This is a genomic window from Kluyvera sp., assembly GCF_965301105.1.
In genome coordinates this window covers 18,141-45,091 of record NZ_CBDKZX010000029.1, presented here as the reverse complement: position 1 = coordinate 45,091, position 26,951 = coordinate 18,141, and the positions used below count along the sequence as shown (strand labels likewise).

The window sequence follows — 26,951 nt, the reverse complement described above, 5'->3', positions numbered from 1 at the left end:
CCGGAGGGCAGCGCTCTATCCAGCTGAGCTACGGGCGCTTAGCGCCGTTGCGGGGTCGGATAATACGGACTTCCTACCCCGCTGTCTAGTGCCTTTTTAAAGAAAATTATCGTTTGCTCATGGTTTGTGCGTTTTGCTGCTTATTTCTGCACTTTTTGCACTTCAACGCCCTTGCCCATGCCAAAAACCTTATAAACCACGGTCACGATGGCCAAAAACAGCGCGCCCACAAACAGCGACATACGGGTATCGTCATTGAAGCCCATACCGATCAGCACACAAATCAGGAACGCCATGGTCAAATAGTTGGCCCACGGGAACATAATTGAGCGGAACGGATGGCTGGCAATCGCCGCTTTATGTGCGCGACGGAAACGCAGCTGGCTAATCAGAATAACAAACCACGGCACCATCCCTGGCAGCACGCTGGCGCTGTAGACGTAGACGAACACACGCTGCGGGTTTGGAATGATGTAGTTCAGGCAGGAGCCAATCAGCAGAATAACAATCGACACGCTCACCCCAACCGCCGGTACGCCGCTTTTGCTCACTTTCCCCATCGCCGCAGGCAGCTGACGGTTTTTCGCCAGCGCGTAAAGCATGCGCCCGCAGCTGTACATTCCGCTGTTACAGCCAGACAGCGCCGCTGTCAGTACCACGAAGTTGATAATGCCCGCCGCCGCGGTGATACCGATTTTGGCGAAGGTCAGTACAAACGGGCTGCCGTTGGTGCCAATTTCATTCCACGGGAAGATGGTGACGATAACGAAAATCGCGCCCACGTAGAAAATCAGGATGCGCCACAGCACTTTGCCTACCGCGCTGCGCAGAGTCACCTGCGGGTTCCTGGCTTCACCGGCCGTCATGCCGATAAGCTCTACGCCCTGATAGGAAGCCACAACGATGCACAATGCCGTCAGGAAGCCCTTCCAGCCGCCCGCGAAGAAGCCGCCGTGTTCAGTGAGGTTGCTAAAACCGATGGAGGTGCCGCCGTTGCCAAAGCCAAAGAAAATCACGCCAAGACCAATGACGATCATCACGATAATGGTGGTGACCTTAATCATTGCGAACCAGAACTCAATTTCCCCGTACAAGCGCACCGCCGCCAGGTTCGCCAGCGCCACCAGCCCCACGGCAATCAGCGCCGGGATCCACTGCGCCATCTCCGGGAACCAGAACTGCACGTACACCCCTATCGCCGTAATCTCCGAAATCCCGACCGCCATCCACATAAACCAGTATGACCAGGCGGTGAGGTAGCCGAAGAACGGGCTCATATAACGGTGCGCGTAAACGGCGAACGAGCCGGTGACCGGTTCGATAAACAGCATTTCGCCCATCGAACGCATAATGAAGAAAACAAAAACCCCGGCCAGAATGTAGGCCAGCAGCACCGACGGGCCGGCCCACTTCAGGGTGCTTGCCGCGCCCATGAACAGTCCGACGCCAATGGTGCCGCCAAGGGCAATCAACTCAATATGACGGGCTTCCAGGCCGCGCTGGAGCTCCGGTTTATTCTCTGCCATAGATCCTCTTGTGTTTGCATATATACCCGGTCAATGCCGGTTTTATTTTTATAGAAAAAAAGATGTCTTTCGGATGTGGACATATCCGTAGAAATACGGATACATCGTCAGGGCATGCGAATGGTTTAACAATTTCACACAAATGGCAAATATAAATGAGGGATAACGTATCGAGATTGTGAATGAATCACGCAGGAAATGCGTGATTCATTACGAATAATGCGCGGAATATTCAGAGGTTATTGGTGTAATGCCAGCGTAAATAGCGCAGCAGGCGCAGCTGGCGCGTGATGCGGCTCGGCTGGGAAAACAGGCGATAAAGCCACTCCAGCCCCAGCGTTTGCCACACCTTAGGCGCGCGTTTGACGTGGCCGGTAAAGACGTCGTAAGTGCCGCCCACCCCCATGTAGAGGGCGTCAGGGTAAACCTGACGGCAGTCGCGCATCAGGATTTCCTGCTTAGGCGAGCCCATCGCTACGGTCACGATTTTCGCCCCGCTGTCGCGGATACGTTCAAACAACGCGGGACGCTGCTCGGCGGTGAAATAACCATCCTGGGTACCCACCAGATTGACGTTCCACTGCTGACGCAGTTTTTGCGCCGTTTCGGCCATCACCTCCGGCTTACCGCCGACCAGAAACACCGGTGTCCCTTCCGCGCCCGCGCGCGCCATCAGCGCCTCCCACAGATCGGCCCCCGCCACACGAGACACATCAGCAGTTGGGTATTTCTTACGTACGGATCGCACTACCGAGATACCGTCGGCATATTTAAATTCGGCGTCGTTAATCAACGCCCGCACTTCGGCGTTATCTTCCAGCGTCAGCATCTTCTCGGCGTTGATCGCCACCAGAGTCCCTTGCTTCAGATTGCCACCCGCATACAGATAGTCCAGCGCGTGCTGCATATTGCGCCAGCCGATGAGGTTGATCCCGCGTAGGGTATAAGTCGGCGCGGTCCGTAAGTCAGCCATTTTATCCTTCTCCAACCTGCGCAGGGCGTTTTAACCGCTGATGAATCAGCCCCGCGCTCTCAAACAACCAGTACAGCAATTTCGCCACCAGCAAACAGAAACCAAAGATGACCATAAAGAAGACGACGCGAGAACCGAACGAATCCAACCCCTCACGCGCCAGCACGATCATGTTGAAAATTGCGCCAAAACAGAAACTGTGCAGGATGGCCGCCTTATAGCGATTCGGCTCCTGGTTGCCCAGACTATACAGCCAGTCGAACCACTTAATAATCAGCCCTACCGCGACCGCGCCCAGCGGCACAAACCACATGCCGCCCATCACCACCAGCGAGCCAATCAGCGTCGGTGAGATAGCCAGTCCGGAGTGGTTGTTAAGCACTTCCCAGGTAAAGTAGTTGGCGGTATTCAGCACAATGCTTGGGCGCGATGGCCACAGCCAACTGGGGATAAAGACGTAAAAGTCGCGCACCATTGGCGCCAGGCCCTGGAAGTCGATCTTATCGTAGTTTTGCAGCAGCAGCGCCAGGTTCTCCCACGGCGAAAAGGTGTCGCGCGTGAGGTAAAGGAAGGTATAAAACGCTTCGTCACCACTGACGTTCATACCGTAGCGTTTCAACGCCAGCCAGAACATGCCAACAATGCCCAGCACGCCCGCCGCCACCAGCATCCACAGCGAAATCCAGCCGCGAATAATACCGATAAACAGGAAGATAGCGAAAGCGATGATAATGTTTGCTCGCGTGCCTCCGACGATGGCATAGGTCAGCAGGCCGAAGGCCACGGTAGCAATCAGGAAGCCAATCCACGCTTTAAAGCTCGGCTTGAGAAAATAGACAACCAGCATCGCCGGAATAAAGAAGTAAAAGAAGCGCTTAAGCGCGACCCCGGAGACCTCATTGGAAAAAATCTGGCTATAGGAGTGCAGCTTAAAGAGCAGAAAACCGTTGTGCAGGAAGAACGTGCCGACCGTCAACAGCGCAAGCCCCATCAGCAATACCCAGGTAATATGCGTCTCAACCCGGTTCATGGTAAACAGCGGGCGGCGCGTGACCGTCGCATTGGCAGGGCGCAGCCGGGTTTTGTAAGTGACGTAGTACACCGCGTAGAAACAGACCGAAATCAGTAGCGTTTGCAGCAATACATCAGGCGGAGAAACGCCGACGCCGAAGCGAAACACCAGGGTACAGGTCAGCGGGAAGCCGAAGAAAAAAGTCAGCAGGAACAACAACGAAAAGAAGACGTTGAAGTTAAAACGCACGCGGCGAAACTCGAACCACGTCAGGGTGCCGATAAACAGCGTCGACAGCAGCCAGACAACGAACAGCCCGGTAAACTGCATTTCGCTCATACCGCTTCCCCCGCCGCCAGTTGCAACGCCCGATGCCATGGCGCCAGATAGTTAGGTTTGAAAAAGGCGATGGCGTTTTTGTCCACCAGCGCCAGCTGACGCTGGGCTTCTCGCACCACCGGATCGGTGAGCGCGTCATCAGTAAACAACACCGGAATGTTTTGCTCGGCCATATCCAGCCAGAACGGATTCTGACGGTTCAACACGCAGGGGATCCCCGCCTGAATGAGCAAGCACAGCGTGCCAATACCCTGCTGGCGCGCAAAAATAAAATAGCCCAGGTCGCAGCGGCGCAACAGGGCAAGATAGGCGTCAAATTCCAGCTTTTCGCGCAGAATCTGCACATTTTCTTTGCTGAACAACGCCTGCGCGGCGTGGTCTACTTCAGCAATATAAGCCTCGTTGTTGGCCGGGTAGCCCATCGGTACGATCACGTTCACCGTGTCGCCAAACTGCTGGTGCACCGCCTTCAGCGCGGCAATGTGTTCGTTACTACGATCGCCAGAGTTGCCCACCAGAATGGTCAACTTGCCTTCTCGCGGCGTGGAATCCGCCAGCGAATTCAGCGCCGGATCCATCCGCGTCGGGAAATAGAGCACCTCACCGGGCACCTGCGGGTGCATATTGCCGAAATAGCTCAGATCGCCGCAGGTGGCGAACACGCGCCCTACGCGGCCTTGTGCCATCCGGCGCAGCGGATAGAACAGGCGGAACTTCAGGCCACACGAGACTTCATACAGATCGGCCCCCCAGATATGCCAGCTCACCTGCGACGGCTTCAGGCCGCCGCTCAGTAACGCCAACCAGATGCCGGTATTAAACTGGCCGTGGAAGAAGAATCGCTGCTGGCGATTGGCCTTCGCCTTCGCCACCACGGCTTTCGCCAGCGCCGATTTATCGACGTAGCGTTCAATCATCAGCGAAGGGAACGCGGCCTCCAGGCCGTCGTCTTTGCTGACCACCATAAACTGACGGGCGTGTGCAGGCTCTTCGGCCAGCTCCTCGGCAAAAAACCGCAGCACCGTCTGGTTATGATGAGGGATATCCGATCCCAGGATATGTATCAGTTCGGTCATTGCCGTTTACGCCAAATTAAAAATACGCCGCTACACAGCGCGAAATAAACAATATAGGTCGCCATATAGGCCTGCGCCGCCCCCAGCGCACCGTGCGCCGGAATCAGCCAGTGCGAGAACGCCGTGAGCAGCGTGAACTGACTCAGTTCCGCCAGAATATAAAAGCGCAGCGAAGCCTTGGCGATGACTAAATAACCAAAAACGTAAGCGCCTACTTTCAATACATCGCCCACCAGCTGCCACGCGAACAGGTCGCGCATGGCGACAAACTTCGAGGAGAACAGCAGCCAGATAGCAAAATCGCGCAGCAACCAGACGGTCAGACTCGCCGCCGCCACGGCGGGTAATACAAACTTCAGCGAGCGGCCAATTTCGCGGGAAATATCCTGCTTCGCGACCAGGCGCGATAACGTTGGTAGCAAATAGACGCTAAACGAAGCGGTAATAAACTGTAGATAAGCGTCGGAGATACTGCTGACGCCCTGCCAGATCCCGACTTCATCCCAGCTGTAGTGCGCCGCCATCAGGTTTCGCATCATCACGTAGGCCACCGGCATCGTGACCGAGGTAATCAGCGCCATCAGGGTAAATTTACCCAGCTGGCCGGCCAGCGCATTGTCCCACTGCGGTTTGAGATAACCCCAAGGAATCTGGCCGCGCCGGGTTAACATCACCGCCGCGGGAATGACAATCAGCGCTGGCACCAGCGCCAGCCCCAGTAGCGCCCCCTCGTAACCGCCTAGCCGATAGCAGGCGTAATAGGCCACAACGCCAATCAGGCTCCCGGCGATCAACGACAGCGCATTACCCGCCGCATCGCGGAACCCTTTCATCAGCGCCAGCAGCAGGTTCGCCCAGGCGATGCCCATCTGTACCAGCGCGACCAGCCGTACCAGCCCCTGATAGTGGCTATGGCCAAACAGGCCCTGACTTATCGGTGCCGCCGCCAGCAGGAAAATCGCCGCCAGTAGCGTCGAAAAACCCAACACCATCGCCGAGGAGGTGCCGACGACCTGCCGCAAGCGTGCCGGGTCGTCATGATGCTGGGCAACAAATTTCGTCACCCCGTTGAAAATACCTGCCCCGGCGAGTACGCCGAGCACGGTCACCAGTTGGCGGAAGTTACCCGCCTGGCCGACGCCCGAGGGGCCAAACGACACCGCCAGCAGCTTCACCACCAGCAGGCCAACGCCAATTTTTACCAGCGTGGACGCGGCGGTCCACACCGAAGCTTTTGCCAGCGACATATCAGGCGAAGTAGCTCAGCAGCGTATTGATCACCGTGCGCTGATTGACCGGCGACAGATTGTAGAACAGCGGTAAACGAAGTAGGCGCTCACTTTCTTTGGTGGTAAAGCGATCTTCGCCGTGGAACTCGCCAAACTTCTCGCCCGCCGGGCAGGAGTGCAGCGGAATATAGTGGAACACCGCCAGAATCTCGGCCTCTTTCAGCCAGTTAATCAGCGCGCTGCGGTCTTCAACGTCGCGCAGCTTGATGTAAAACATATGCGCATTATGGTCGCAGTCTTGCGGAATCACCGGCAGGTCAATACGTCCGCTGTCAGCCAGCGGCAGCAGCGCATCATAGTAGCTCTGCCATAGCGCGAGACGTTGCTTGTTGATACGGTCGGCGGCTTCGAGCTGCGCCCACAGATAGGCGGCCTGCAGATCGGACATCAGGTAGCTCGAACCAATATCGCGCCAGGTGTACTTATCCACCAGCCCACGGAAGAACTGGCTACGGTTGGTGCCTTTTTCGCGGATGATTTCCGCCCGCTCGACCAGCGCACGATCGTTAATCAGCGTTGCGCCGCCTTCACCACCTGCGGTGTAGTTTTTGGTTTCGTGGAAGCTGAAGCAACCGATATGGCCGATGGAGCCCAGCGCGCGGCCTTTGTAGGTCGACATCACGCCCTGCGCGGCGTCTTCTACCACGAACAGGTTGTACTTCTTCGCCAGCGCCATGATGGTGTCCATCTCGCAGGCCACGCCCGCGTAGTGCACTGGCACGATGGCACGGGTTTTGTCGGTGATTGCCGCTTCAATCCGCGTCTCATCGATGTTCATGGTCTCTTTATGCACGTCGACAAACACAATTTTGGCGCCGCGCAGCACGAAGGCGTTGGCGGTGGAGACAAAGGTATAGCTCGGCATGATCACTTCATCGCCCGGCTGGATATCCAGCAGGATGGCCGCCATCTCCAGCGATGCGGTACAGGACGGCGTTAACAGCACTTTGGCGCTACCAAAGCGTTGCTCCATCCACTGCTGGCAGCGGCGGGTAAAGCCGCCGTCGCCGCACAGCTTGCCGCTACCCATCGCGGATTGCATGTAATCAAGTTCGGTACCCACGACTGGTGGGGCGTTAAATGGGATCATGATATCACCTGTATAGCCAGTACGCGGTGCTGACGACATTAGCGCCGCTGTGAATATAGCGTTGAAGTGCTGCGGTGTTGCCGGCTTGCGTCGCCACTCGTAGCGTCGATAGGCCGCGAGTATACGCCCAGCGTACCGCAGCCTGCATCAATTCTGAGCCCGCGCCGCGTCCGGCCAGCAGGCCAATACGCGCATCGGAGGCACTCAATTCTCGTAGAGAAACAAATGCGCGGATCGCGCCGTTGTTGTCGCGAAAAACCAGGCACTGATTATCAAACGTGCCTTTGACCGCGTTTTCTATCCACTGAGCATAGAAGCGGCCGCTGGCATCGGGAGCGTACCACGGAGCACGAAAGCGGCTTAAGGCAAACGCCTGCGCCGCCAGTGCCCGTAATTCCGGGATATCGGACTCGCAGGCCACCTGCGCCTGCGGGCAGGCTACCGGTGTCACGGGCAGCGCCAGATCGACCTCACCCTCCACGAGCTGAAAGCCCAGCGCCTGCAGCGCATCCAGTTGCGCGACCTGGTGTGCGGCGATCTTCGCCTGCACCCGCGACCAGCCCGCCAGCCGTTCGGCGGTCAGCAGCGGCGCATCGTCGGCAAAACGGACGATCGCGCTATTCACGCCGAAAAACTGATTTTCCCACGTCAGGGGCTCAATATTGGCGCGGACGGGCACGAAGCAGCTCCAGCAGATATTGACCGTAGCCGGTTTTCGCCAGCCCGGCGGCGGCGCGCTTCACACCGTCATCGTCAAGCCAGCCGTTGCGCCAGGCGATCTCTTCAAGACAGGCAATTTTAAAGCCCTGACGTTTTTCGACCGTCTGCACAAACATGCTCGCTTCAATCAGGCTGTCGTGGGTGCCGGTATCCAACCAGGCAAAACCGCGCCCCAGCAGCTCGACGGTCAGCTTGCCATCATCCAGATACATCTGGTTGATAGACGTGATTTCCAGCTCGCCGCGTTCGGAGGGCTTCACCCGCTTCGCGTATTCCACAACATTGCTGTCGTAGAAATACAGCCCGGTGACCGCCCAGTTCGATTTAGGTTGTTTCGGTTTTTCTTCCAGCGACAGCGCCTGGAACTGGTCATCAAATTCCACCACGCCAAAACGTTCCGGATCCATCACCTGATAACCAAAGACTGTCGCCCCTTCACTACGCGCTGCCACGTGACGCAGTTTCGGGCTGAAGCCCTGGCCAAAGAAGATATTGTCACCCAGAACCAGACACGACGGCTCGCCGTTGAGGAAGGTTTCGCCAATGATAAACGCCTGCGCCAGCCCGTCCGGGCTTGGCTGTTCAGCGTACTGTAGTGAAATACCGAACTCACTACCGTCGCCCAACAGTCGCTGGAAGTAACCTTTGTCTTCCGGGGTAGTGATAATCAAAATGTCACGGATCCCTGCCAGCATCAGCACCGACAGCGGGTAGTAGATCATTGGCTTATCGTAAATCGGCAACAGCTGCTTCGACACGCCGCGGGTAATCGGATGCAGGCGCGTACCCGAGCCGCCAGCCAGAATAATGCCTTTCATTGCTTTTCCTCCTCCGGGCGTTTTAGCCTTTCAGACCCAGGCGTTCACCCTGATAGCTGCCGTCCTGTACCTGCTTCCACCAGCTTTCGTTAGCGAGGTACCACTGCACCGTTTTACGCATACCGCTTTCAAACGTCTCTTCCGGCGTCCAGCCCAGCTCGCGGGCAATTTTCGCGGCATCAATCGCGTAGCGTAAATCATGGCCCGGACGATCGGTGACAAAAGTAATCAGGTCATGATAACGCGCAATACCCTGCGGCTTTTGCGGCACCAGTTCTTCAAGCAGCGCGCAAATCGTCTCGACGACCTCGATATTTTTACGCTCGTTATGACCGCCAATATTGTAGGTTTCGCCAATGCCGCCGGTGGTGGCGACGAGATAGAGCGCGCGGGCGTGGTCATCGACAAACAGCCAGTCGCGAATCTGCTGACCGTTGCCGTACACCGGCAGCGGTTTACCCGCCAGGGCGTTGAGAATAGTCAGCGGGATCAGTTTTTCCGGGAAGTGGTACGGACCGTAGTTGTTTGAACAGTTAGTGATAAGCGTCGGCAGGCCATAGGTACGCAGCCAGGCGCGTACCAGATGGTCGCTGCTGGCTTTCGACGCGGAATACGGGCTGCTTGGCGCATACGGCGTGGTTTCGGTAAAGAAATCGTCCGTCGAATGCAGATCGCCGTACACTTCATCGGTAGAAATATGGTGGAAGCGGAACGCCGCTTTACCCGCATCATCCAGCGTGGACCACCAGGCGCGAGCGGCTTCCAGCAGCGTGTAGGTACCGACAATGTTGGTTTCGATAAATGCCGCCGGTCCATCGATAGAACGGTCAACGTGGCTTTCCGCGGCCAGATGCATCACCACGTCCGGGCGATACTGGGCAAACACGCGGTCCAGCGCCGGGCGATCGCAGATATCCACCTGCTCGAAAGCAAAGCGATCATCATCCGCAACCGGCGCTAAAGACGCCAGGTTACCGGCGTAGGTCAGCTTATCAACGACCACCACGCTGTCCGCGGTGTGGTTAATGATGTGACGTACGACGGCGGAGCCAATAAAGCCCGCGCCGCCAGTCACCAGAATACGTTTCAACGCCAGACCCCTTTGGTATCGACAATAAACTGCTGGGCAATCACGTCGCCGCTGATGGCTTTAAACTGAGCATGGTCGACCAGCATCACCAACACATCGGCATCGGCTAACGCCGTCTCTACCGACACCAGCGAGCACAAGCCGTCGAGTTTTTTCGGCAGTTGATGAATATTCGGCTCCACCACCAGCGTTTCGCCACTGTGCCACTGGGCGACCAGTTCAGCAATTTCCATCGCCGGACTTTCGCGCAGGTCATCGATGTTCGGTTTAAATGCCAGGCCAAAGCAGGCAATTTTCAATTCGCTGGCGCGTTTGTCGCTGGCGGCCAGGCAGTCGGCGACATTCGCCTTCACCTTGTCGATCACCCAGAACGGTTTATGGTCGTTCACTTCACGCGCGGTACGGATCAGACGTGCCTGCTGCGGATTTTGTGCCACGATGAACCACGGGTCGACGGCAATACAGTGCCCGCCCACCCCAGGACCCGGCTGGAGAATGTTGACGCGAGGATGACGATTCGCCAGGCGAATCAATTCCCAGACGTTAATCCCCTGGTCGGCGCAGATCAGCGACAGTTCGTTAGCAAACGCGATGTTAACGTCGCGGAAGCTGTTTTCCGTCAGCTTACACATCTCGGCGGTGCGGGCGTTGGTCACCACGCATTCGCCTTCGAGGAAAATGTTGTACAGCTCGCTGGCGCGCGCGGAGCACACCGGCGTCATGCCACCAATGACGCGGTCGTTTTTAATCAGTTCGACCATCACCTGCCCCGGCAACACGCGTTCCGGGCAGTAGGCAATGTTAATATCCGCCTGCTCGCCAACCTGCTGCGGGAAGGTCAGATCCGGGCGCATCTCAGCCAACCAGCCGGCCATTTGCTCGGTCGCGCCAACCGGCGAAGTGGACTCGAGGATCACCAGCGCCCCTTTCTTCAGCACCGGCGCAATGGAACGCGCTGCCGCTTCGACATAAATCATATCCGGCTCGTGATCGCCTTTAAACGGCGTCGGCACGGCAATCAGGTAAGCGTCGGCCGCTTCTGGCGTGGTGGTGGCGCGCAGATAGCCATCCGCCACCGCGGTTTTCACCACCCTGTCGAGATCGGGTTCGACAATATGAATTTCACCGCGGTTGATGGTATCCACCGCGTGTTGATTGATATCGACGCCCACAACCTGCTTTTGCCGGGAGGCAAATGCCGCCGCTGTAGGAAGGCCGATATAGCCCAGACCGATCACCGAGAGGGTTGAGAAACTCATAACGTTACCTGATTATTTTTTAATGCTGCCAAAATACGTTCGCATGCCCGGCCATCCCCGTAAGGGTTATGGGCCCGGCTCATCCTTTGATATTCTTCGTCATCGCGCAGCAGGCGCGTAACTTCATCCACAATGCGTTGGCTATCCGTTCCCACCAGGCGGACCGTGCCGGCATCGATGGCTTCCGGACGCTCAGTGGTTTCACGCATCACCAGTACGGGTTTGCCCAGCGACGGCGCCTCTTCCTGAATGCCGCCCGAATCGGTGAGAATCAGCCATGCATGATTCATCAACCAGACAAACGGCAAGTAGTCCTGCGGTTCAATCAATATGACGCTATCGATGTGCCCCAGAATCCGATTGACCGGTTCGCTGACATTCGGATTGAGGTGCACCGGATACACAATCTGCACATCCGGGTTATCCGCGGCAATTTTGGCCAGCGCATGACAAATATGTTCAAAGCCCTGACCAAAACTCTCGCGACGGTGCCCCGTGACCAGAATCGTCTTTTTGCCATTGCTGAGGAACGGATAACGCTGCGCCATATCGCTACGCAGCGCGGTATCGCTCAGTACCCGATCGCGTACCCAGAACAGCGCGTCAATCACCGTGTTGCCGGTGACGAAAATGCGCTTATCCGGCAGATTCTCCCGCAGCAGATTCTGCCGCGAGTTTTCGGTCGGCGCGAAATGATACATCGCCAGGTGCCCGGTGAGCGTGCGATTCGCTTCTTCCGGCCACGGCGAATAGAGATCGCCCGTGCGCAGCCCCGCTTCCACATGACCAACGGGAATGCGCTGATAAAATGCCGCCAGGCTTGCCGCGGCAGTCGTTGTCGTGTCGCCATGCACCAGCACAACGTCTGGTTTAAACGACTCCAGAACAGGCTTCAACCCCTGCAGAATGCGGCAGGTTATTTCGGTTAAACCCTGTCCTGGACTCATGATGTTGAGGTCATAGTCCGGAACAATGGAGAAGAGGTTTAGCACCTGATCAAGCATTTCCCTATGCTGTGCGGTGACGCATACTTTTGCCTCAAAATGAGGATCCTTTGCTAGCGCATGAACCAGAGGCGCCATTTTGATCGCCTCCGGACGTGTGCCAAATACAGTCAGAACTTTCACATCGATTCTCTTCTATAGATGAACCAGGCCCATCGCCCTTCACCATTGATGGGTATTTACTGCGTGCGACGACGCGCCAGTGCCACCCCCGCACCCACCAATGCGCCGACAATGCCCCACATCACCATCAGGAATACGCGGCGCGGGCTGGTGCGTTTTACCGGCTCCTCCGGTGTGCGCAAATACCGATAAGTCTGAAAACTCTTTGCCAGCGTCGGCCCCACGTTGAGGGTCGTCAGCATCGCGCGCGCCTGGTCGTAATCCAGATCGAAGGTCGGCCCAACGGCCTGCAGGTTTTCCAGTCGTGCCTGCAGCATCGGACGTCCCAGTAAAGAAAGCTCGGAATCCGGGAGCTCATCGGCCGGTACATCCGTGACGCTACGGGTAATATTGTTCTGCTGCGCAATTTTCAGCGCGGCTTCAATGCTGTGCAGACGGCGATTGAAAATCGCCTGAGCCACCTCTTCCTGACGCTTCACCTGCGCTTTCACCTGAATGGTTCGCGCGGCCCACGCGCCTTTCAGCTCGTCATTCAGATGCCCCGCGGCACGTTCGCTGGCAAACGCCACGTACTGGCGCAGCAGGTTATTGGCGTCCTGCGCGGTCTCTGCGCTCAGCGTGACGCTGTCGCTCACGTTTTTTTGCGCATCGCCAGGAATGAACTGAATGTCGTTAATCAGGTCATCAAGCTGGGCGGCATCGGCGCGGGAATTGCCCACCATCCGCTGCTTGTAGTAGTCCGTCTGCGACCAGAAATCACGACGGGTATCCCAGGAGGCGAGTTGCATAACGAACTCTTTGTAAACTTCATCCATCACCGACGGCGGCGTCGTGGTGGTTGGGTTAACCTTCACATCCAGATTGCGCAGGAATTGCTGCTGCGAGTAATAGCCGCCTAGCATGTTGACCGTTGGCCGGTCGGTGATCGCCGTGGTGCTCCATTCCTGTCGGGCAAAAAAGGTATAAATCAGCACCACAGCGGCAAATAGCACCGCAAGGCCGATAATCCAGTGTTTCCCCGACCACAACGCGCGAAACAGGCCACGAATATCCAGTTCATTCTCCGCACTTGATAACTGTGCTTCCGGTAATGGTTGTGTCATTACTACCCCAGTTTTACTTGGTTAATTTTGGATTTTTTTCACTGTTCCGACGCATTCTGCGCTTCATGCGTTTAATAAAACGCGCCACTTTCCATGCCCGCTTGATGCAGTAACCGTAGAGGCCAAAAGCCATCAGGAACAAAATCAGCATGACCCATTCAGGCACAACGCGAGTGTATTCGGCAGCCACACCAATGCCCGCCAGCAACGCGGCGGCAACCGTAATCAACACCAGCGCCTGACGAGAGGTGAAGCCCGCACGCATGATCAGATGGTGAATATGCTGACGGTCAGCCGAGAACGGGCTCATGCCCTTACGCAGACGGCGATACATAATCGCCACCATGTCCATAAGTGGAATGGCGACAATCCACAGCGCGGTGACCGGACTAATCGGGTGATGCGTACCCTGGGTGGTTTCCAGCAGGATCCAGATAACGGTGAAGCCAATCAGCGTACTGCCGGCATCCCCCATAAAGACTTTATAGCGACGCCCCAGCACGCCCAGGTTGAGCATAATGTATGGCAGGATGGCGGCAATCATGGCAAAGCACCACATGGCGAGGCTGGTCTGCCCGTCAAACCACAGAATCAGACCAATGGCGCCGAAGCTGACGCTCGACAGGCCGCCAAGCAGGCCATCGATACCGTCCACCATGTTGAAAGCATTGATGATGGCCCAGACGGCAAACAAGGTCAGGAAGAAGCCAAACGGACCGAGCACCAGCTCCCACGAGCCGAAGATATAGCCGAGGCTGCGCAGGTACAGCCCTCCGACGCTCATCATCACAATACCAATCAGCGCCTGAATGATTGCGCGAATTTTAACGCTGATGTCATAACGGTCGTCGAGTGCGCCGACCAGCACGAGTACGCCAGCACAGGCCAGATAAAGGGAAGCATGCGGGATGTAGTAATTGGCGATCGCAAAAGTGAGGCAAATACCGGCGTATACAGAGATGCCGCCCACAAGCGGGATAACCCCCTGGTGACGTTTACGAAAATTAGGTCTGTCCACCAACCCGATCTTTTTAGCCACCCGGCGGGCGAAAAAAAGAAATACGGTGGTGAACAAAAAAATACTGATCAGGTCAGTACCGACGGCCAGTAAACTCACAATTTATACTCGCTGCGAATATTAGTAGCGAAAGTATACCCACGATAACTACTCATCAGAAGAGGAAGCCTGATGAATATTGGGGAAACTCGCCTGATTTATAACCAATTTTACAAACTAGCTATTATTGTAGCCGTAAACCGCAATTGTCCGCGAAAAAAAAGCGGAACCCCATCGGCGAAACTCCTAAAAACAAAAACGCCACACAATTGTGTGGCGTTTTTCAGCGAAAAACCGTGTTTTACGAACGTTTCATCATGTCGAAGAAATCGTCGTTGGTCTTGGTCATGGCCAGTTTGTTAATGAGGAATTCCATCGCGTCGATTTCACCCATCGGATGGATGATTTTGCGCAGGATCCACATTTTCTGCAGCTCTTCAGGCGTGGTGAGCAGCTCTTCTTTACGGGTACCGGAACGGTTGTAGTCGATAGCCGGGAAGACGCGTTTTTCAGCAATCTTACGAGAGAGATGCAGTTCCATGTTGCCGGTACCTTTAAACTCTTCGTAGATAACTTCATCCATTTTAGAGCCGGTATCGATAAGCGCAGTGGCGATGATGGTCAGGCTGCCGCCCTCTTCCACGTTACGCGCCGCACCGAAGAAACGCTTCGGACGATGCAGGGCGTTGGCGTCCACACCACCGGTCAGGACTTTACCGGAAGCCGGAACCACGGTGTTGTAGGCACGCGCCAGACGAGTGATGGAGTCGAGCAGGATGATCACGTCTTTCTTGTGTTCTACCAGACGTTTCGCCTTCTCGATAACCATTTCGGCTACCTGAACGTGACGAGATGCCGGTTCGTCAAAGGTAGAAGCAACCACTTCACCTTTCACCAGACGCTGCATCTCGGTCACTTCTTCCGGACGTTCGTCAATCAGCAGCACCATCAGCACGCAGTCCGGGTGATTGTAGGCAATGCTCTGCGCGATGTTCTGCAGCAGCATGGTTTTACCGGCTTTCGGCGGTGCCACAATCAGACCACGCTGGCCGCGACCGATCGGCGATGCCAGATCCAGGACACGAGCCGTTAAGTCTTCGGTAGAACCGTTACCACGTTCCATACGCAGACGGGAGTTTGCGTGCAGCGGGGTTAAGTTCTCGAACAGGATCTTGTTGCGCGAGTTTTCCGGCTTGTCGTAGTTAACTTCGTTAACTTTCAACAGCGCAAAGTAACGCTCACCCTCTTTCGGAGGACGAATCTTACCAGAGATGGTGTCACCAGTGCGGAGGTTGAAACGGCGGATTTGGCTGGGGGAAACGTAGATATCATCAGGGCCGGCGAGGTAGGAGCTGTCTGCGGAGCGGAGGAAACCAAATCCATCCTGCAGTATCTCCAGCACACCGTCGCCAAAGATATCTTCGCCACTCTTCGCGTGCTGCTTCAGGATGGCGAAAATGATGTCCTGCTTGCGCATACGTGCCTGGTTTTCCAGACCCATATTTTCGCCGAGAGTGATCAGCTCAGAAACCGGCGTGTTCTTTAATTCGGTAAGATTCATAATGGTGTGGGTTCTTAAACTCGGGGTAAATCTCGAACTTAATTTGTGAATGGTATGGCAGGGTCATCCGTGCCTGTTTACGGCCATCAACTCATGTCTGTTCGCTGCCTGGTCACAGGAAAGTACGCAGAACTGAAACGACAAGACGGAAAGAGTGACAAGCCTGGAATTTTTCAACCTCTGACGTGGCTAAATGCGACGGGAGGTTTGGGTCAAACAAGATTCAAACAAGGTATGTTTAAAACGAAGTCAAACTTAACTTAGCACGACTAAAGCCGGGCGTCCAGAGTTCCGCTCAATTTAAGAACACAGGACGCCCGAGTCGAATTGCTTACGCCAGGTTGGCGTCGAGGAACTCTTTGAGCTGGCCTTTAGACAGCGCGCCAACTTTGGTTGCAGCCACTTCGCCGTTCTTGAACAGCAGCAGCGTAGGGATACCGCGGATGCCATACTTCGGTGCAGTGCCCGGGTTCTGATCGATGTTCAGTTTGGCAACGGTCAGTTTACCCTGATACTCATCGGCGATTTCATCCAGAATCGGGGCGATCATTTTGCACGGACCACACCACTCTGCCCAGAAATCGACGAGGGTCAGCCCGTCAGCTTTGAGTACGTCCGTGTCAAAACTGTCGTCAGTCAGGTGAATAATTTTATCGCTCATATTTAACTCCACAGGAATAAGCCTGGTGTGTTGGTGTAGCATTAACCAACGAGGTGTTGATGTTGACTTCGCCAACAAAGGTTGACGTTATTTCACCGGATACGCTTTCTTAATGCAATAGTAAGCTGATATTCTACCACACTATGAGCAAAACACATTTAACTGAACAGAAGTTTTCCGACTTCGCCCTGCACCCTAAAGTGGTTGAAGCCCTTGAAAATAAAGGGTTTTATAATTGCACGCCCATTCAGGCGCTGGCTTTGCCGCTGACGCTTGCTGGACGTGATGTGGCTGGACAGGCGCAAACCGGTACCGGAAAAACGATGGCGTTCCTGACGTCAACGTTTCATTATCTTCTTTCTCACCCAGCAATTGCTGACCGCCAGGTGAACCAACCGCGCGCGTTAATTATGGCGCCGACCCGTGAGCTGGCGGTACAGATTCACGCTGACGCAGAGCCGCTGGCTCAGGCCACCGGTCTGAAGCTGGGCCTGGCCTACGGCGGTGACGGCTATGACAAACAGCTGAAAGTGCTGGAGAGCGGCGTCGATATTCTGATCGGCACCACCGGCCGTCTCATTGATTATGCAAAACAGAACCATATTAATCTGGGCGCGATCCAGGTCGTGGTGCTGGACGAAGCCGATCGTATGTACGATCTCGGCTTTATTAAAGATATCCGTTGGCTGTTCCGCCGCATGCCGCCGGCCAACCAGCGTCTGAACATGCTGTTCTCCGCCACCCTTTCTTACCGCGTACGCGAACTGGCGTTCGAGCAAATGAACAACGCCGAATATGTGGAAGTGGAGCCAGAGCAGAAAACGGGCCATCGCATTAAAGAAGAGCTTTTCTATCCTTCCAATGAAGAAAAAATGCGTTTACTGCAAACGCTGCTGGAAGAAGAATGGCCCGATCGCGCGATTATCTTCGCCAACACCAAGCACCGCTGTGAAGACATCTGGGGCCACCTGGCTGCCGATGGTCATCGCGTCGGCCTGCTGACCGGTGACGTGGCGCAGAAAAAACGTCTGCGTATTCTGGAAGATTTCACCCGTGGCGATCTCGACATTCTTGTCGCGACCGACGTTGCGGCGCGCGGCCTGCACATTCCTGCTGTGACGCACGTCTTTAACTATGACCTGCCAGACGACTGTGAAGACTACGTACACCGCATCGGTCGTACCGGTCGCGCAGGCGCAAGCGGCCACTCAATTAGCCTCGCCTGTGAAGAGTATGCACTGAACTTGCCGGCCATTGAGACCTACACGGGTCACTCGATTCCGGTCAGTAAGTACAACCCGGATGCCTTGTTAACCGACCTGCCGAAGCCGCTGCGTCTGACGCGCGTTCGCCAGGGTAACGGTCCGCGTCGTTCGGGCGCGCCACGTAATCGTCGTCGTTCAGGTTAAATAAGTTATGCTCACTACCACCTCGCTGTACGCAGCCATTGATCTCGGTTCCAATAGTTTTCATATGCTGATTGTGCGCGAGGTGGCGGGTAGCATCCAGACGCTCACCCGTATCAAGCGTAAAGTGCGTCTGGCCGCCGGGCTGAGCCAGGACAACATCCTGTCGACGGAAGCCATGGAACGAGGCTGGCAGTGCCTGCGTCTTTTCGCCGAGCGATTACAAGATATTCCCCCCACGCAAATCCGCATCGTGGCAACCGCAACGCTGCGTCTTGCCGTGAATGCCGACGTCTTTATCGCCAAAGCCCAGGAGATCCTCGGCTGTCCGGTGCAGGTTATCCGCGGCGAAGAAGAAGCACGTCTGATTTATCAGGGCGTCGCGCACACCACTGGCGGCGACGATCGTCGTTTAGTGGTCGATATCGGTGGCGCCAGTACTGAACTGGTGACCGGCACCGGTGCGCAAACTACTTCGTTGTTCAGCCTGTCGATGGGCTGCGTGACCTGGCTGGAGCGCTACTTCACCGACCGTAATCTGGCGCAGGAACATTTCGACGAAGCGGAACGTGCCGCCCGTGAAGTGTTAAAGCCGGTCGCGGATGAACTGCGTCACCACGGCTGGAAAGTCTGTGTCGGTGCATCCGGTACGGTTCAGGCGTTGCAGGAAATCATGATGGCGCAGGGAATGGATGAACGCATCACCCTCGCAAAACTTCAGCAGCTCAAGCAGCGCGCCATCCAGTGTGGCCGTCTGGAAGAGCTGGAGATTGAAGGGTTAACGCTGGAACGCGCGCTGGTTTTCCCGAGCGGGCTGGCTATCCTGATCGCTATTTTTACCGAACTGAACATCCAGTGCATGACGCTGGCCGGCGGCGCGCTGCGCGAAGGGTTGGTTTACGGTATGCTGCATCTGGCGGTCGATGAAGATATTCGCAGCCGCACGCTGCGCAATATTCAGCGCCGTTTTATGGTCGACACAGAGCAGGCGAACCGCGTCGCACAGCTGGCGGATAACTTTGTCGATCAGGTTGCTAACAGCTGGGAACTGGAGCCATTAAGCCGCGAACTGCTGCTAAGCGCCTGCGCGCTGCATGAAATTGGCCTCAGCGTTGACTTCAAGCAAGCCCCGCAGCACGCAGCCTATCTGGTGCGTAACCTCGATCTACCGGGTTTTACCCCCGCACAGAAAAAGCTGCTCGCCACCCTGCTGTTAAACCAGACCAACACCGTCAATTTGCCTACGCTGCATCAGCAGAACGCCGTACCGCCGCGCGTAGCCGAGCATCTTTGTCGCCTGCTACGCCTGGCGATTCTGTTTGCCAGCCGCCGCCGCGACGATCTCCTGCCCGCGATTACGCTAGTTGCCGAAGGTGAAAACCTGACGCTGACGCTGCCGGAAGGCTGGCTTGCGCACCACCCTCTGGGCCGCGAAATGGTCGATCAGGAGTGCCAGTGGCAAAGCTATATTCACTGGCCGCTGGAAGTCCGCTAAACCTCATCGGGTTACCGGATGACGCTGCGCTTATCCGGCTTACCATGACTCAGTTATGATTTTTTCGCTTTCGCCAGCATTTCACGAATGTTGGCGACGTTAGCCTGCCCTTTGTGCATGCGTTCTTCCGCAGTAATCACCTTCCGCTCCTGTTCCCAGATCACATCATCCTGCGGCAGTTCCAGCAGGAAACGGCTCGGCTCCGGGCGCACTAATTCACCGTACTGACGGCGTTCTTTGCACAGAGTAAAAATCAGCTCTTTCTGCGCGCGGGTAATGCCGACGTAGGCCAGGCGGCGCTCTTCATCAACGTTATCTTCGTCAATGCTGCTCTGGTGCGGCAGCAGCCCCTCCTCCATCCCCACCAGGAAGACGTACGGGAACTCCAGACCTTTTGATGCGTGCAGGGTCATCAGCTGAACCTGATCCAGTTCTTCCTCGCTTTCGCCGCGCTCCATCATGTCACGCAGCGTAAAGCGAGTGACCACCTGCGTCAGGGTCATCGGCTCTTCCAGCTCGCTGCCTTCCAGCATTTCCGTCATCCAACTGAACAACGTATTGACGTTTTTCATGCGCATTTCGGCGGCTTTCGGGCTCAGCGAGGTTTCAAACAGCCAGGATTCGTAATCAATACCGTGAATCAGATCGCGCACAGCGGCGATCGGTTCGCGTTCCGCCAGGCGCTGAATTTCGCCCAGCCATTGGGTAAAGCGCGTCAGCGATTCATAGCCACGGCCGGTGAGCGTCTGGCTCAGCCCCATATCGAAGCTGGCGGTGAACAGGCTCTTGTTGCGAGTCATCGCCCACTCGCCGAGTTTTTGCAGCGTCGCGGGGCCAATCTCGCGTTTCGGCGTGTTGACGATACGCAGGAACGCGCTGTCGTCATCCGGGTTGCTCAGCACGCGCAGGTAGGCCAGCAGGTCTTTAATCTCCGGGCGCGAGAAGAACGAGGTACCGCCGGAAATTTTGTACGGGATGCGGTTCTGCATCAGGAATTTTTCAAACACCCGCGACTGGTGGTTGCCGCGGTAGAGGATTGCATAATCCTTATACTGCGTCTTGTTGACGAAGTGGTGCGCAATCAACTCGCCGGTAACACGCTCAGCCTCGTGCTCTTCGTGGTTGGCGCTCAATACCTTCAGTTCCGGGCCATAACCCAACTCGGAAAACAGCCGTTTTTCAAACACGTGCGGGTTGTTGGCGATCAGAATGTTCGCCGCCTTCAGGATACGCCCAGAGGAACGATAGTTCTGCTCGAGCTTAATCACCTGCAGCGCGGGGAAGTCTTTGCTCAGCAGCACCAGATTCTGCGGACGCGCGCCGCGCCATGAGTAGATGGACTGATCGTCATCCCCCACCACGGTAAAGCGCGCGCGTTGCCCCACCAGCAGCTTCACCAGCTCGTACTGGCTGGTGTTGGTATCCTGATATTCATCCACCAGCAGGTAGCGGATTTTATTCTGCCAGCGCTCGCGCACCTCTTCGTTTCGCTGAAGGAGCAGCGTCGGCAACAGGATCAGATCGTCGAAGTCCAGCACGTTACAGGCTTTCATATGCGCATCGTACAGGCCGTAGCAGTGGGCAAAAATACGATCCCGCTCACCCTTCGCATTGGCCGCCGCCTGCGCCGGCGTCATCAGATCGTTTTTCCAGTTGGAGATCGTCGAGATCAGCTGCTGGAACACCACCTTATCGTCTTCAATCAGCCCTTCAGTCAGCTCCTTGAGCAACGCAGTCTGGTCGGTATCGTCAAACAACGAGAAGTTCGACTTCATTCCCAGCGCGGCGTACTCGCGCTTAATGATATCCAGCCCCAGCGTGTGGAAAGTGGAGATCATCAGCCCACGTGCTTCTTTGCGCCCTAACGTTTGCGCCACACGCTCTTTCATCTCACGCGCGGCCTTGTTGGTAAAGGTCACGGCGGCAATATGACGCGCCTGATAGCCACAGGCGTGGATCAGGTGGGCAATCTTATTGGTGATAACGCGGGTCTTGCCGGAGCCAGCACCCGCCAGCACCAGGCAGGGTCCGGTGACGAATTCGACGGCTTGTTGTTGTCCGGGGTTCAAACGCATAGGGGGATTGCTCAATCTGTAAACACGGGGGTGTGGATTGTAGCAGAAAGTCTGGCGGGAGGGATCGCCCACTGAGAGGCGCCGAAGAAAATCAGCGCTGAAACGAACGGAGGCTGATGTTTATGCCACAAGCTCATGCTTTTTCCCCGATGAAAATCGGCAAGCCTCATTCTGGATAATATATTTCGAGAACAATTCATCCTCTGTATAAATAATTTCAAATGAAAACAACTGTTTTATTAATATGGAGAATATAGCTATATCCCTGCACAAAAAAGAGAGTAAAAAGCGATATCAATGAAACATCACAAAATGAAAGCAATGCCATCAATAGTATTGTCCCGTCATGACTCTCGTTATCTGTTTGGGTTTACCTGTTGTTCTCACTGTTAGCAATAATTAACCACTTACTTTATGGTGAAATAAAGAATGGCACAGGAAATTTTATTACCAGACGTCACCGTGGCCAATAGCACGGAGAGATTGAGCGTTAGGGAGAAGCTAGGATTTGGTTTTGGCGATGCGGCCTGTAATATGAGTTGGGGCCCGGTCACCATGTTCCTCACCTATTTTTATACCGATATATTTGGTCTGGATGCAGCGCTCCTCGCCACCATGTTTTTAGTCGTCAGACTGGTCGATGCGTTTGTCGACCCTATGCTTGGCGGTATTGCCGATCGCACGCGTTCACGCTATGGACGTTTTCGCCCTTATATTCTTTACGGCTGCGTTCCCTTCTGCCTGATCTGTATCCTCGCGTTCTATACGCCGGATATCACCGCGGGCTGGAAAGGCGTGTATGCTTTTGTCACCTACCTATTGCTGTCAGTATTGTACAGCACGGTCAATATTCCTTACTGTTCGCTGGGTAGCGTCATTACCGCCAACCCGATCGATCGCATCTCGTGTCAGTCCTACCGTTTTACCATGGCCAACTGTGCGGTGCTGCTGTGTTCCTTAACGCTGTTGCCGCTCGTACACTATTTCGGCGCGGGCGATCAGCAAAAAGGGTTCTTTATTACCAACACCCTCTTTTCAATTATTGGTCTCTGCATGTTCCTGCTGTGTGTCTTCAATACCCGCGAGCGCATCGCGCCGGAAGAGGGGCCGCAGGAAAATATCTTCAAAAGCCTGCTTTTTGCCTTTAAAAACAAGCAGTGGGTTCTGGTGGTCTCCGGGATGTTTATCGGTTGTATTCCCGCTTTTGTCTGCGGCGGCGCGACCATCTATTTCACCAAATATCTTATGCACCTTAACGACCTCTGGACGACGGTGTTTATCAGTATCGGGATCGTGGCTGCGATATTAGGTAACCTGACCACCAATACGCTAACAAAATATATTTGCAAGGTGAAACTATATATTTACGTTGGTTTTATTACCGCAGCCATCTCCATCCTGATTTACTTTATCGACCCACGAAACATAGAGACTATTTTCGCCCTCAACACCCTGCGCGGCTATATTGGCGCGATTACGGTGCCGATATTCTGGTCCTTTATTGGTGATGCCGACGACTTTGGCGCATGGAAGTTCAAGCGTCGCATGTCCGGCGTCTATGCATCCGGCAACCTGTTCGCCCTGAAGGTGAGTCTGGCGATTGCCGGCACGATTACCGCCACCATTCTGTCCTTAACGCACTATGTTCCGGATGCGCCTCAGCAAACGCCAGAGACACTGAACGCCATTATGCTGCTGATCACCGTCATTCCCGCAGCGGGCAGCATCATCACATCACTGCTGTTCCTGTTCTTTTACAAGCTGGACACCCGGATGATGAACGAAATTCAGACCGATTTAAAAGCTAACCACTACCCCGCTTAAGGAGGAACGTTATGTCGAAGCTCCACTTCGCCATTACCCCGGATAATCGCATCGCCGAGATTAACCCCCGGCTGTTTGGCTCTTTCGTTGAGCATCTGGGCCGTGCGGTTTATACCGGTATTTACGAACCCGGCCACCCGGAAGCCGATGCGCAAGGGTTCCGCCAGGACGTGATTAACCTGGTGAAAGAGATGAACGTCACCACCGTGCGCTATCCCGGCGGCAACTATGTCTCCGGCTTCAACTGGCGCGATGGCATTGGCCCCAAAGAAGAGCGTCCGGTGCGCCTGGACTACGCGTGGATCAGCAAAGAGAGCAACCAGTTTGGCATCAGCGAGTTTAACCACTGGTGCCAACAAACCCACGTCGAGCCGATGATCGCCATCAATCTGGGGACCGGCACGCCGCAGGAAGCGGGATACTTTATTGAATACTGTAACCACCCTGGCGGCACCACGCTCAGCGATCTGCGCGTGCAGCACGGCGACGCCGAACCCTATAACTTTAAACTCTGGTGCCTCGGTAACGAGATGGACGGCCCGTGGCAAACCGGGCAAATGAGCGCCGACGACTACGCCAAAAAGGCGCGCGAGACGGCCAAAATTCTGCGCTGCGTCGACCCGGAGGTTGAGCTCATTGCGTGCGGGAGTTCAAGCTCGATGATGGATACCTTCCCCACCTGGGATCGGGTTGTACTCGAGGAACTTTACGACTACGTCGATTACATCTCCTGCCACCAGTATTATGAAAACGAAGGCACTGAAAGCGACTTCCTGGCCTCCTTCGTCAATATGGACAACTTTATCGAGACCATCGTCAGCACCGCCAACTATGTGAAAGCGTACAAGCGCGGTAAGAAGGACATTATGATCTCCTTCGATGAATGGAACGTCTGGTATCTGCGCGGCGACCCCTGGGATGCGCCGATGAAGCATAAAGAGAATCGCTTTAAGGTTGCGCCGCCTTTGCTGGAAGACCGTTACTCTTTTCTCGACGCGCTGGTCGTTGGCGGTCTTCTCTGCTCCCTCATTAACCACTGCGATCGGGTTAAAATGGCCAGCCTCGCGCAGTTAGTGAACGTCATTGCCCCCATCTTTACCGAAGCGGGCGGCGGGGTGATTCGTCAGACCATCTTCTGGCCCTTTGCGATGGTGGCTAACGTGGCGAAAGGCAGCGCGTTGCGCCACTTCATTCCTGCGGGCACCTTCAGCAGCAAATACGGTGACGCACGGCGCATCCAGTCTGCCGTGGTGCACAATGCCGCAGCGGGTAAACTCTATTTATTCGCGCTGAACAGCGATTTTCACGACAGCTTCACGCTGGATCCGGATCTGTCGGCGTTTGGCCAGACGCGTCTTGCAGAACATCAGATCCTTCGCTGTGACGATCTCTACGCGAAAAATACCTTTGATCGTCCGGATCGCGTTGCGCCGGAGACGCTCACGGCCTCCGACCTCACCCTGCCGCCGCTGTCGTGGAACCGCATCACCTTCGACATCCTGTAACGGCTTTTACATGCTAATATTGCGCCCTGATTTATCACTTAACCCAGGGCGCAAACCATGGCAAAAACAGCAGCAGCACTGCATATCCTTGTAAAAGAAGAGAAACTGGCATTGGATCTTCTGGAGCAGATTAAAAACGGCGCCGACTTCGGCAAGCTGGCGAAGAAGCACTCCATCTGCCCGTCGGGCAAACGCGGCGGCGACTTAGGTGAATTCCGCCAGGGCCAGATGGTGCCGGCGTTCGACAAAGTGGTCTTCTCCTGCCCGGTGCTGGAGCCAACCGGCCCGCTGCATACCCAGTTCGGTTACCACATCATCAAAGTGCTGTACCGGAAATAAACAGCAAGGCCTTCTCAAAGAGAAGGCCTTTAATGTTTGCTCCCTCTCCCTGTGGGAGAGGGTTGGGGTGAGGGCATCAGCCCGCGACTGCAATACGTTTCATATCCGTCATATAGCCACGCAGTTTCTGGCCCACTTTCTCGATAGCATGGCCGCGAATGGCGTCGTTCACATCACGCAGCTGCGCGTTGTCTACCGCGCCTTCGGCAATCGCTTTGCCCAGGTCGCCGGTCTGCAGGGTGGTCATGAACTCTTTCAGCAGCGGTACGCAAGCGTAAGAGAACAGGTAGTTACCGTATTCGGCGGTATCGGAGATAACCACGTTCATTTCGTACAGACGCTTACGGGCGATGGTGTTGGCGATCAGCGGCAGTTCGTGCAGTGATTCGTAGTAAGCGGATTCTTCGATGATGCCGGAATCGACCATGGTTTCGAACGCCAGCTCAACGCCCGCTTTCACCATCGCAATCATCAGCACGCCTTTATCGAAGTACTCCTGCTCGCCGATCTTACCTTCAAACTGCGGTGCGGTTTCGAACGCGGTTTTGCCGGTCTCTTCACGCCAGGTCAGCAGTTTCTTATCGTCGTTGGCCCAGTCAGCCATCATGCCGGAAGAGAATTCGCCGGAGATGATGTCATCCATGTGTTTCTGGAACAGCGGTGCCATGATCTCTTTCAGCTGTTCGGACAGCGCGTAAGCACGCAGTTTCGCCGGGTTAGACAGACGGTCCATCATCAGGGTGATGCCGCCCTGCTTCAGCGCTTCGGTGATGGTTTCCCAGCCGAACTGAATCAGTTTTTCCGCATAAGCCGGGTCGGTGCCTTCTGCCACCAGCTTGTCGAAGCACAGCAGAGAACCGGCCTGCAGCATACCGCACAGGATAGTCTGCTCCCCCATCAGGTCAGATTTCACTTCCGCAACGAAAGAAGATTCCAGTACGCCCGCACGGTGACCGCCGGTGGCCGCAGCCCAGGCTTTAGCAATCGCCATACCTTCGCCTTTCGGATCGTTTTCCGGGTGAACGGCGATCAGGGTCGGAACACCGAAACCACGTTTGTACTCTTCACGCACTTCGGTACCCGGGCATTTCGGCGCTACCATCACCACGGTGATGTCTTTACGGATCTGCTCGCCCACTTCAACGATGTTGAAGCCGTGGGAGTAACCCAGCGCCGCGCCATCTTTCATCAGCGGCTGTACGGAACGCACAACGTCGGAGTGCTGTTTGTCTGGCGTCAGGTTAACCACCAGGTCAGCCTGCGGGATCAGCTCTTCGTAGGTACCCACTTTGAAGCCGTTTTCGGTCGCTTTACGCCAGGAAGCACGCTTCTCAGCAATCGCTTCTTTACGCAGGGCGTAGGAGATATCCAGACCGGAGTCACGCATGTTCAGGCCCTGGTTCAGACCCTGAGCGCCACAGCCGACGATGACCACTTTTTTACCCTGCAGGTAGCTCGCGCCGTCGGCGAATTCGTCGCGGCCCATAAAGCGGCATTTACCCAGCTGCGCCAGCTGCTGGCGCAGATTCAGTGTATTAAAGTAGTTAGCCATGATGGTGTACTCCGTGATGTTGTGTGTCTTATTGTTCGGTTCGCTTTTGCGAGA

23 protein-coding genes are annotated in these 26,951 nt (G+C 55.5%); 5 read left to right on the top strand and 18 right to left on the bottom strand.

Translation table 11 applies throughout. The features are described 5' to 3' along the window. Positions 1-140: 140 nt before the first annotated feature. The 16 genes from thrP to trxA form a co-directional block, all read right to left on the bottom strand. Positions 141-1,526, bottom strand: coding sequence for a bifunctional threonine/serine APC transporter ThrP (gene thrP, locus ACW14G_RS12165; protein ID WP_163448162.1), 1,386 nt, complete (start codon positions 1,524-1,526; stop codon positions 141-143). A 232-nt stretch (positions 1,527-1,758) separates the two neighbouring features. Then, a complete protein-coding gene (gene wecG / locus ACW14G_RS12160; protein ID WP_249022499.1) occupies positions 1,759-2,499 on the bottom strand; it encodes a lipopolysaccharide N-acetylmannosaminouronosyltransferase in 741 nt (246 codons plus the stop codon). Between the two features lies 1 nt (position 2,500). Beyond that, positions 2,501-3,850: an ECA oligosaccharide polymerase gene (gene wzyE / locus ACW14G_RS12155; RefSeq protein ID WP_163448160.1), complete on the bottom strand. Its 1,350-nt coding sequence runs from the start codon at positions 3,848-3,850 to the stop codon at positions 2,501-2,503. Next, positions 3,847-4,926: a TDP-N-acetylfucosamine:lipid II N-acetylfucosaminyltransferase gene (locus tag ACW14G_RS12150; protein WP_249022500.1), complete on the bottom strand. Its 1,080-nt coding sequence runs from the start codon at positions 4,924-4,926 to the stop codon at positions 3,847-3,849. The genes wzyE and ACW14G_RS12150 overlap by 4 nt, the downstream gene beginning before the upstream one ends. After that, on the bottom strand, positions 4,923-6,173 hold the full coding sequence (wzxE, locus tag ACW14G_RS12145; protein WP_167577167.1) for a lipid III flippase WzxE: 1,251 nt from the start codon (positions 6,171-6,173) through the stop codon (positions 4,923-4,925). Before wzxE ends, ACW14G_RS12150 begins: the two co-directional genes overlap by 4 nt. Before the next feature lies 1 nt (position 6,174). After that, positions 6,175-7,305: a dTDP-4-amino-4,6-dideoxygalactose transaminase gene (gene rffA / locus ACW14G_RS12140; RefSeq protein ID WP_163448157.1), complete on the bottom strand. Its 1,131-nt coding sequence runs from the start codon at positions 7,303-7,305 to the stop codon at positions 6,175-6,177. A 4-nt stretch (positions 7,306-7,309) separates the two neighbouring features. Then, positions 7,310-7,984, bottom strand: coding sequence for a dTDP-4-amino-4,6-dideoxy-D-galactose acyltransferase (gene rffC, locus ACW14G_RS12135; protein WP_249022501.1), 675 nt, complete (start codon positions 7,982-7,984; stop codon positions 7,310-7,312). Beyond that, a complete protein-coding gene (gene rfbA / locus ACW14G_RS12130) occupies positions 7,962-8,843 on the bottom strand; it encodes a glucose-1-phosphate thymidylyltransferase RfbA (protein WP_249022502.1) in 882 nt (293 codons plus the stop codon). The genes rffC and rfbA overlap by 23 nt, the downstream gene beginning before the upstream one ends. 22 nt (positions 8,844-8,865) lie before the next feature. After that, entirely contained in the window at positions 8,866-9,933 is a 1,068-nt protein-coding gene (gene rffG, locus ACW14G_RS12125) for a dTDP-glucose 4,6-dehydratase (protein ID WP_249022503.1), read from the bottom strand. After that, positions 9,930-11,192 carry a UDP-N-acetyl-D-mannosamine dehydrogenase gene (gene wecC, locus ACW14G_RS12120; protein WP_249022504.1) on the bottom strand — a complete coding sequence of 421 codons (1,263 nt, stop codon included), beginning with the start codon at positions 11,190-11,192 and terminating at the stop codon, positions 9,930-9,932. The genes rffG and wecC overlap by 4 nt, the downstream gene beginning before the upstream one ends. Beyond that, the gene (gene wecB, locus ACW14G_RS12115) at positions 11,189-12,319 is read right to left on the bottom strand and encodes a non-hydrolyzing UDP-N-acetylglucosamine 2-epimerase (RefSeq protein WP_167577171.1); all 1,131 of its coding nucleotides are present in this window, start codon (positions 12,317-12,319) and stop codon (positions 11,189-11,191) included. Before wecB ends, wecC begins: the two co-directional genes overlap by 4 nt. A 56-nt stretch (positions 12,320-12,375) precedes the next feature. Next, a complete protein-coding gene (wzzE, locus tag ACW14G_RS12110; RefSeq protein ID WP_163448151.1) occupies positions 12,376-13,422 on the bottom strand; it encodes an ECA polysaccharide chain length modulation protein in 1,047 nt (348 codons plus the stop codon). A 13-nt stretch (positions 13,423-13,435) separates the two neighbouring features. Continuing rightward, positions 13,436-14,539: a UDP-N-acetylglucosamine--undecaprenyl-phosphate N-acetylglucosaminephosphotransferase gene (gene wecA / locus ACW14G_RS12105; RefSeq protein ID WP_163448150.1), complete on the bottom strand. Its 1,104-nt coding sequence runs from the start codon at positions 14,537-14,539 to the stop codon at positions 13,436-13,438. A gap of 241 nt (positions 14,540-14,780) precedes the next feature. Then, entirely contained in the window at positions 14,781-16,040 is a 1,260-nt protein-coding gene (gene rho, locus ACW14G_RS12100) for a transcription termination factor Rho (protein WP_035895778.1), read from the bottom strand. 86 nt (positions 16,041-16,126) lie between these two features. Further along, positions 16,127-16,210 carry a rho operon leader peptide gene (locus tag ACW14G_RS12095; protein ID WP_106929928.1) on the bottom strand — a complete coding sequence of 28 codons (84 nt, stop codon included), beginning with the start codon at positions 16,208-16,210 and terminating at the stop codon, positions 16,127-16,129. 161 nt (positions 16,211-16,371) lie between these two features. Then, positions 16,372-16,701 (bottom strand): thioredoxin TrxA, encoded by a 330-nt coding sequence (trxA, locus tag ACW14G_RS12090; protein ID WP_004386384.1) that lies wholly within the window; start codon positions 16,699-16,701, stop codon positions 16,372-16,374. A gap of 143 nt (positions 16,702-16,844) precedes the next feature. Here trxA and rhlB point away from each other — a divergent pair, with 143 nt between their 5' ends. Further along, positions 16,845-18,110, top strand: coding sequence for an ATP-dependent RNA helicase RhlB (gene rhlB / locus ACW14G_RS12085; protein ID WP_249022505.1), 1,266 nt, complete (start codon positions 16,845-16,847; stop codon positions 18,108-18,110). 7 nt (positions 18,111-18,117) lie between these two features. Beyond that, complete coding sequence (gppA, locus tag ACW14G_RS12080) at positions 18,118-19,602, top strand: guanosine-5'-triphosphate,3'-diphosphate diphosphatase (protein WP_167577173.1); 1,485 nt, start codon at positions 18,118-18,120, stop codon at positions 19,600-19,602. A gap of 53 nt (positions 19,603-19,655) precedes the next feature. Here gppA and rep read toward each other — a convergent pair whose 3' ends face one another. Then, positions 19,656-21,677, bottom strand: coding sequence for a DNA helicase Rep (rep, locus tag ACW14G_RS12075; protein WP_249022506.1), 2,022 nt, complete (start codon positions 21,675-21,677; stop codon positions 19,656-19,658). A 429-nt stretch (positions 21,678-22,106) separates the two neighbouring features. Here rep and ACW14G_RS12070 point away from each other — a divergent pair, with 429 nt between their 5' ends. From ACW14G_RS12070 to ppiC, 3 genes are read left to right on the top strand one after another with little or no spacing between them, the layout of a single operon-like run. Beyond that, positions 22,107-23,501 (top strand): glycoside-pentoside-hexuronide (GPH):cation symporter, encoded by a 1,395-nt coding sequence (locus tag ACW14G_RS12070; RefSeq protein WP_249022507.1) that lies wholly within the window; start codon positions 22,107-22,109, stop codon positions 23,499-23,501. 11 nt (positions 23,502-23,512) lie between these two features. Continuing rightward, entirely contained in the window at positions 23,513-25,006 is a 1,494-nt protein-coding gene (gene arfA / locus ACW14G_RS12065) for an arabinosylfuranosidase ArfA (protein ID WP_009652788.1), read from the top strand. Positions 25,007-25,063: 57 nt separating this feature from the next. Continuing rightward, a complete protein-coding gene (gene ppiC / locus ACW14G_RS12060) occupies positions 25,064-25,345 on the top strand; it encodes a peptidylprolyl isomerase PpiC (RefSeq protein ID WP_004886861.1) in 282 nt (93 codons plus the stop codon). 76 nt (positions 25,346-25,421) lie between these two features. Here ppiC and ilvC read toward each other — a convergent pair whose 3' ends face one another. Beyond that, entirely contained in the window at positions 25,422-26,897 is a 1,476-nt protein-coding gene (ilvC, locus tag ACW14G_RS12055; RefSeq protein ID WP_001726996.1) for a ketol-acid reductoisomerase, read from the bottom strand. Positions 26,898-26,951: the final 54 nt, after the last annotated feature.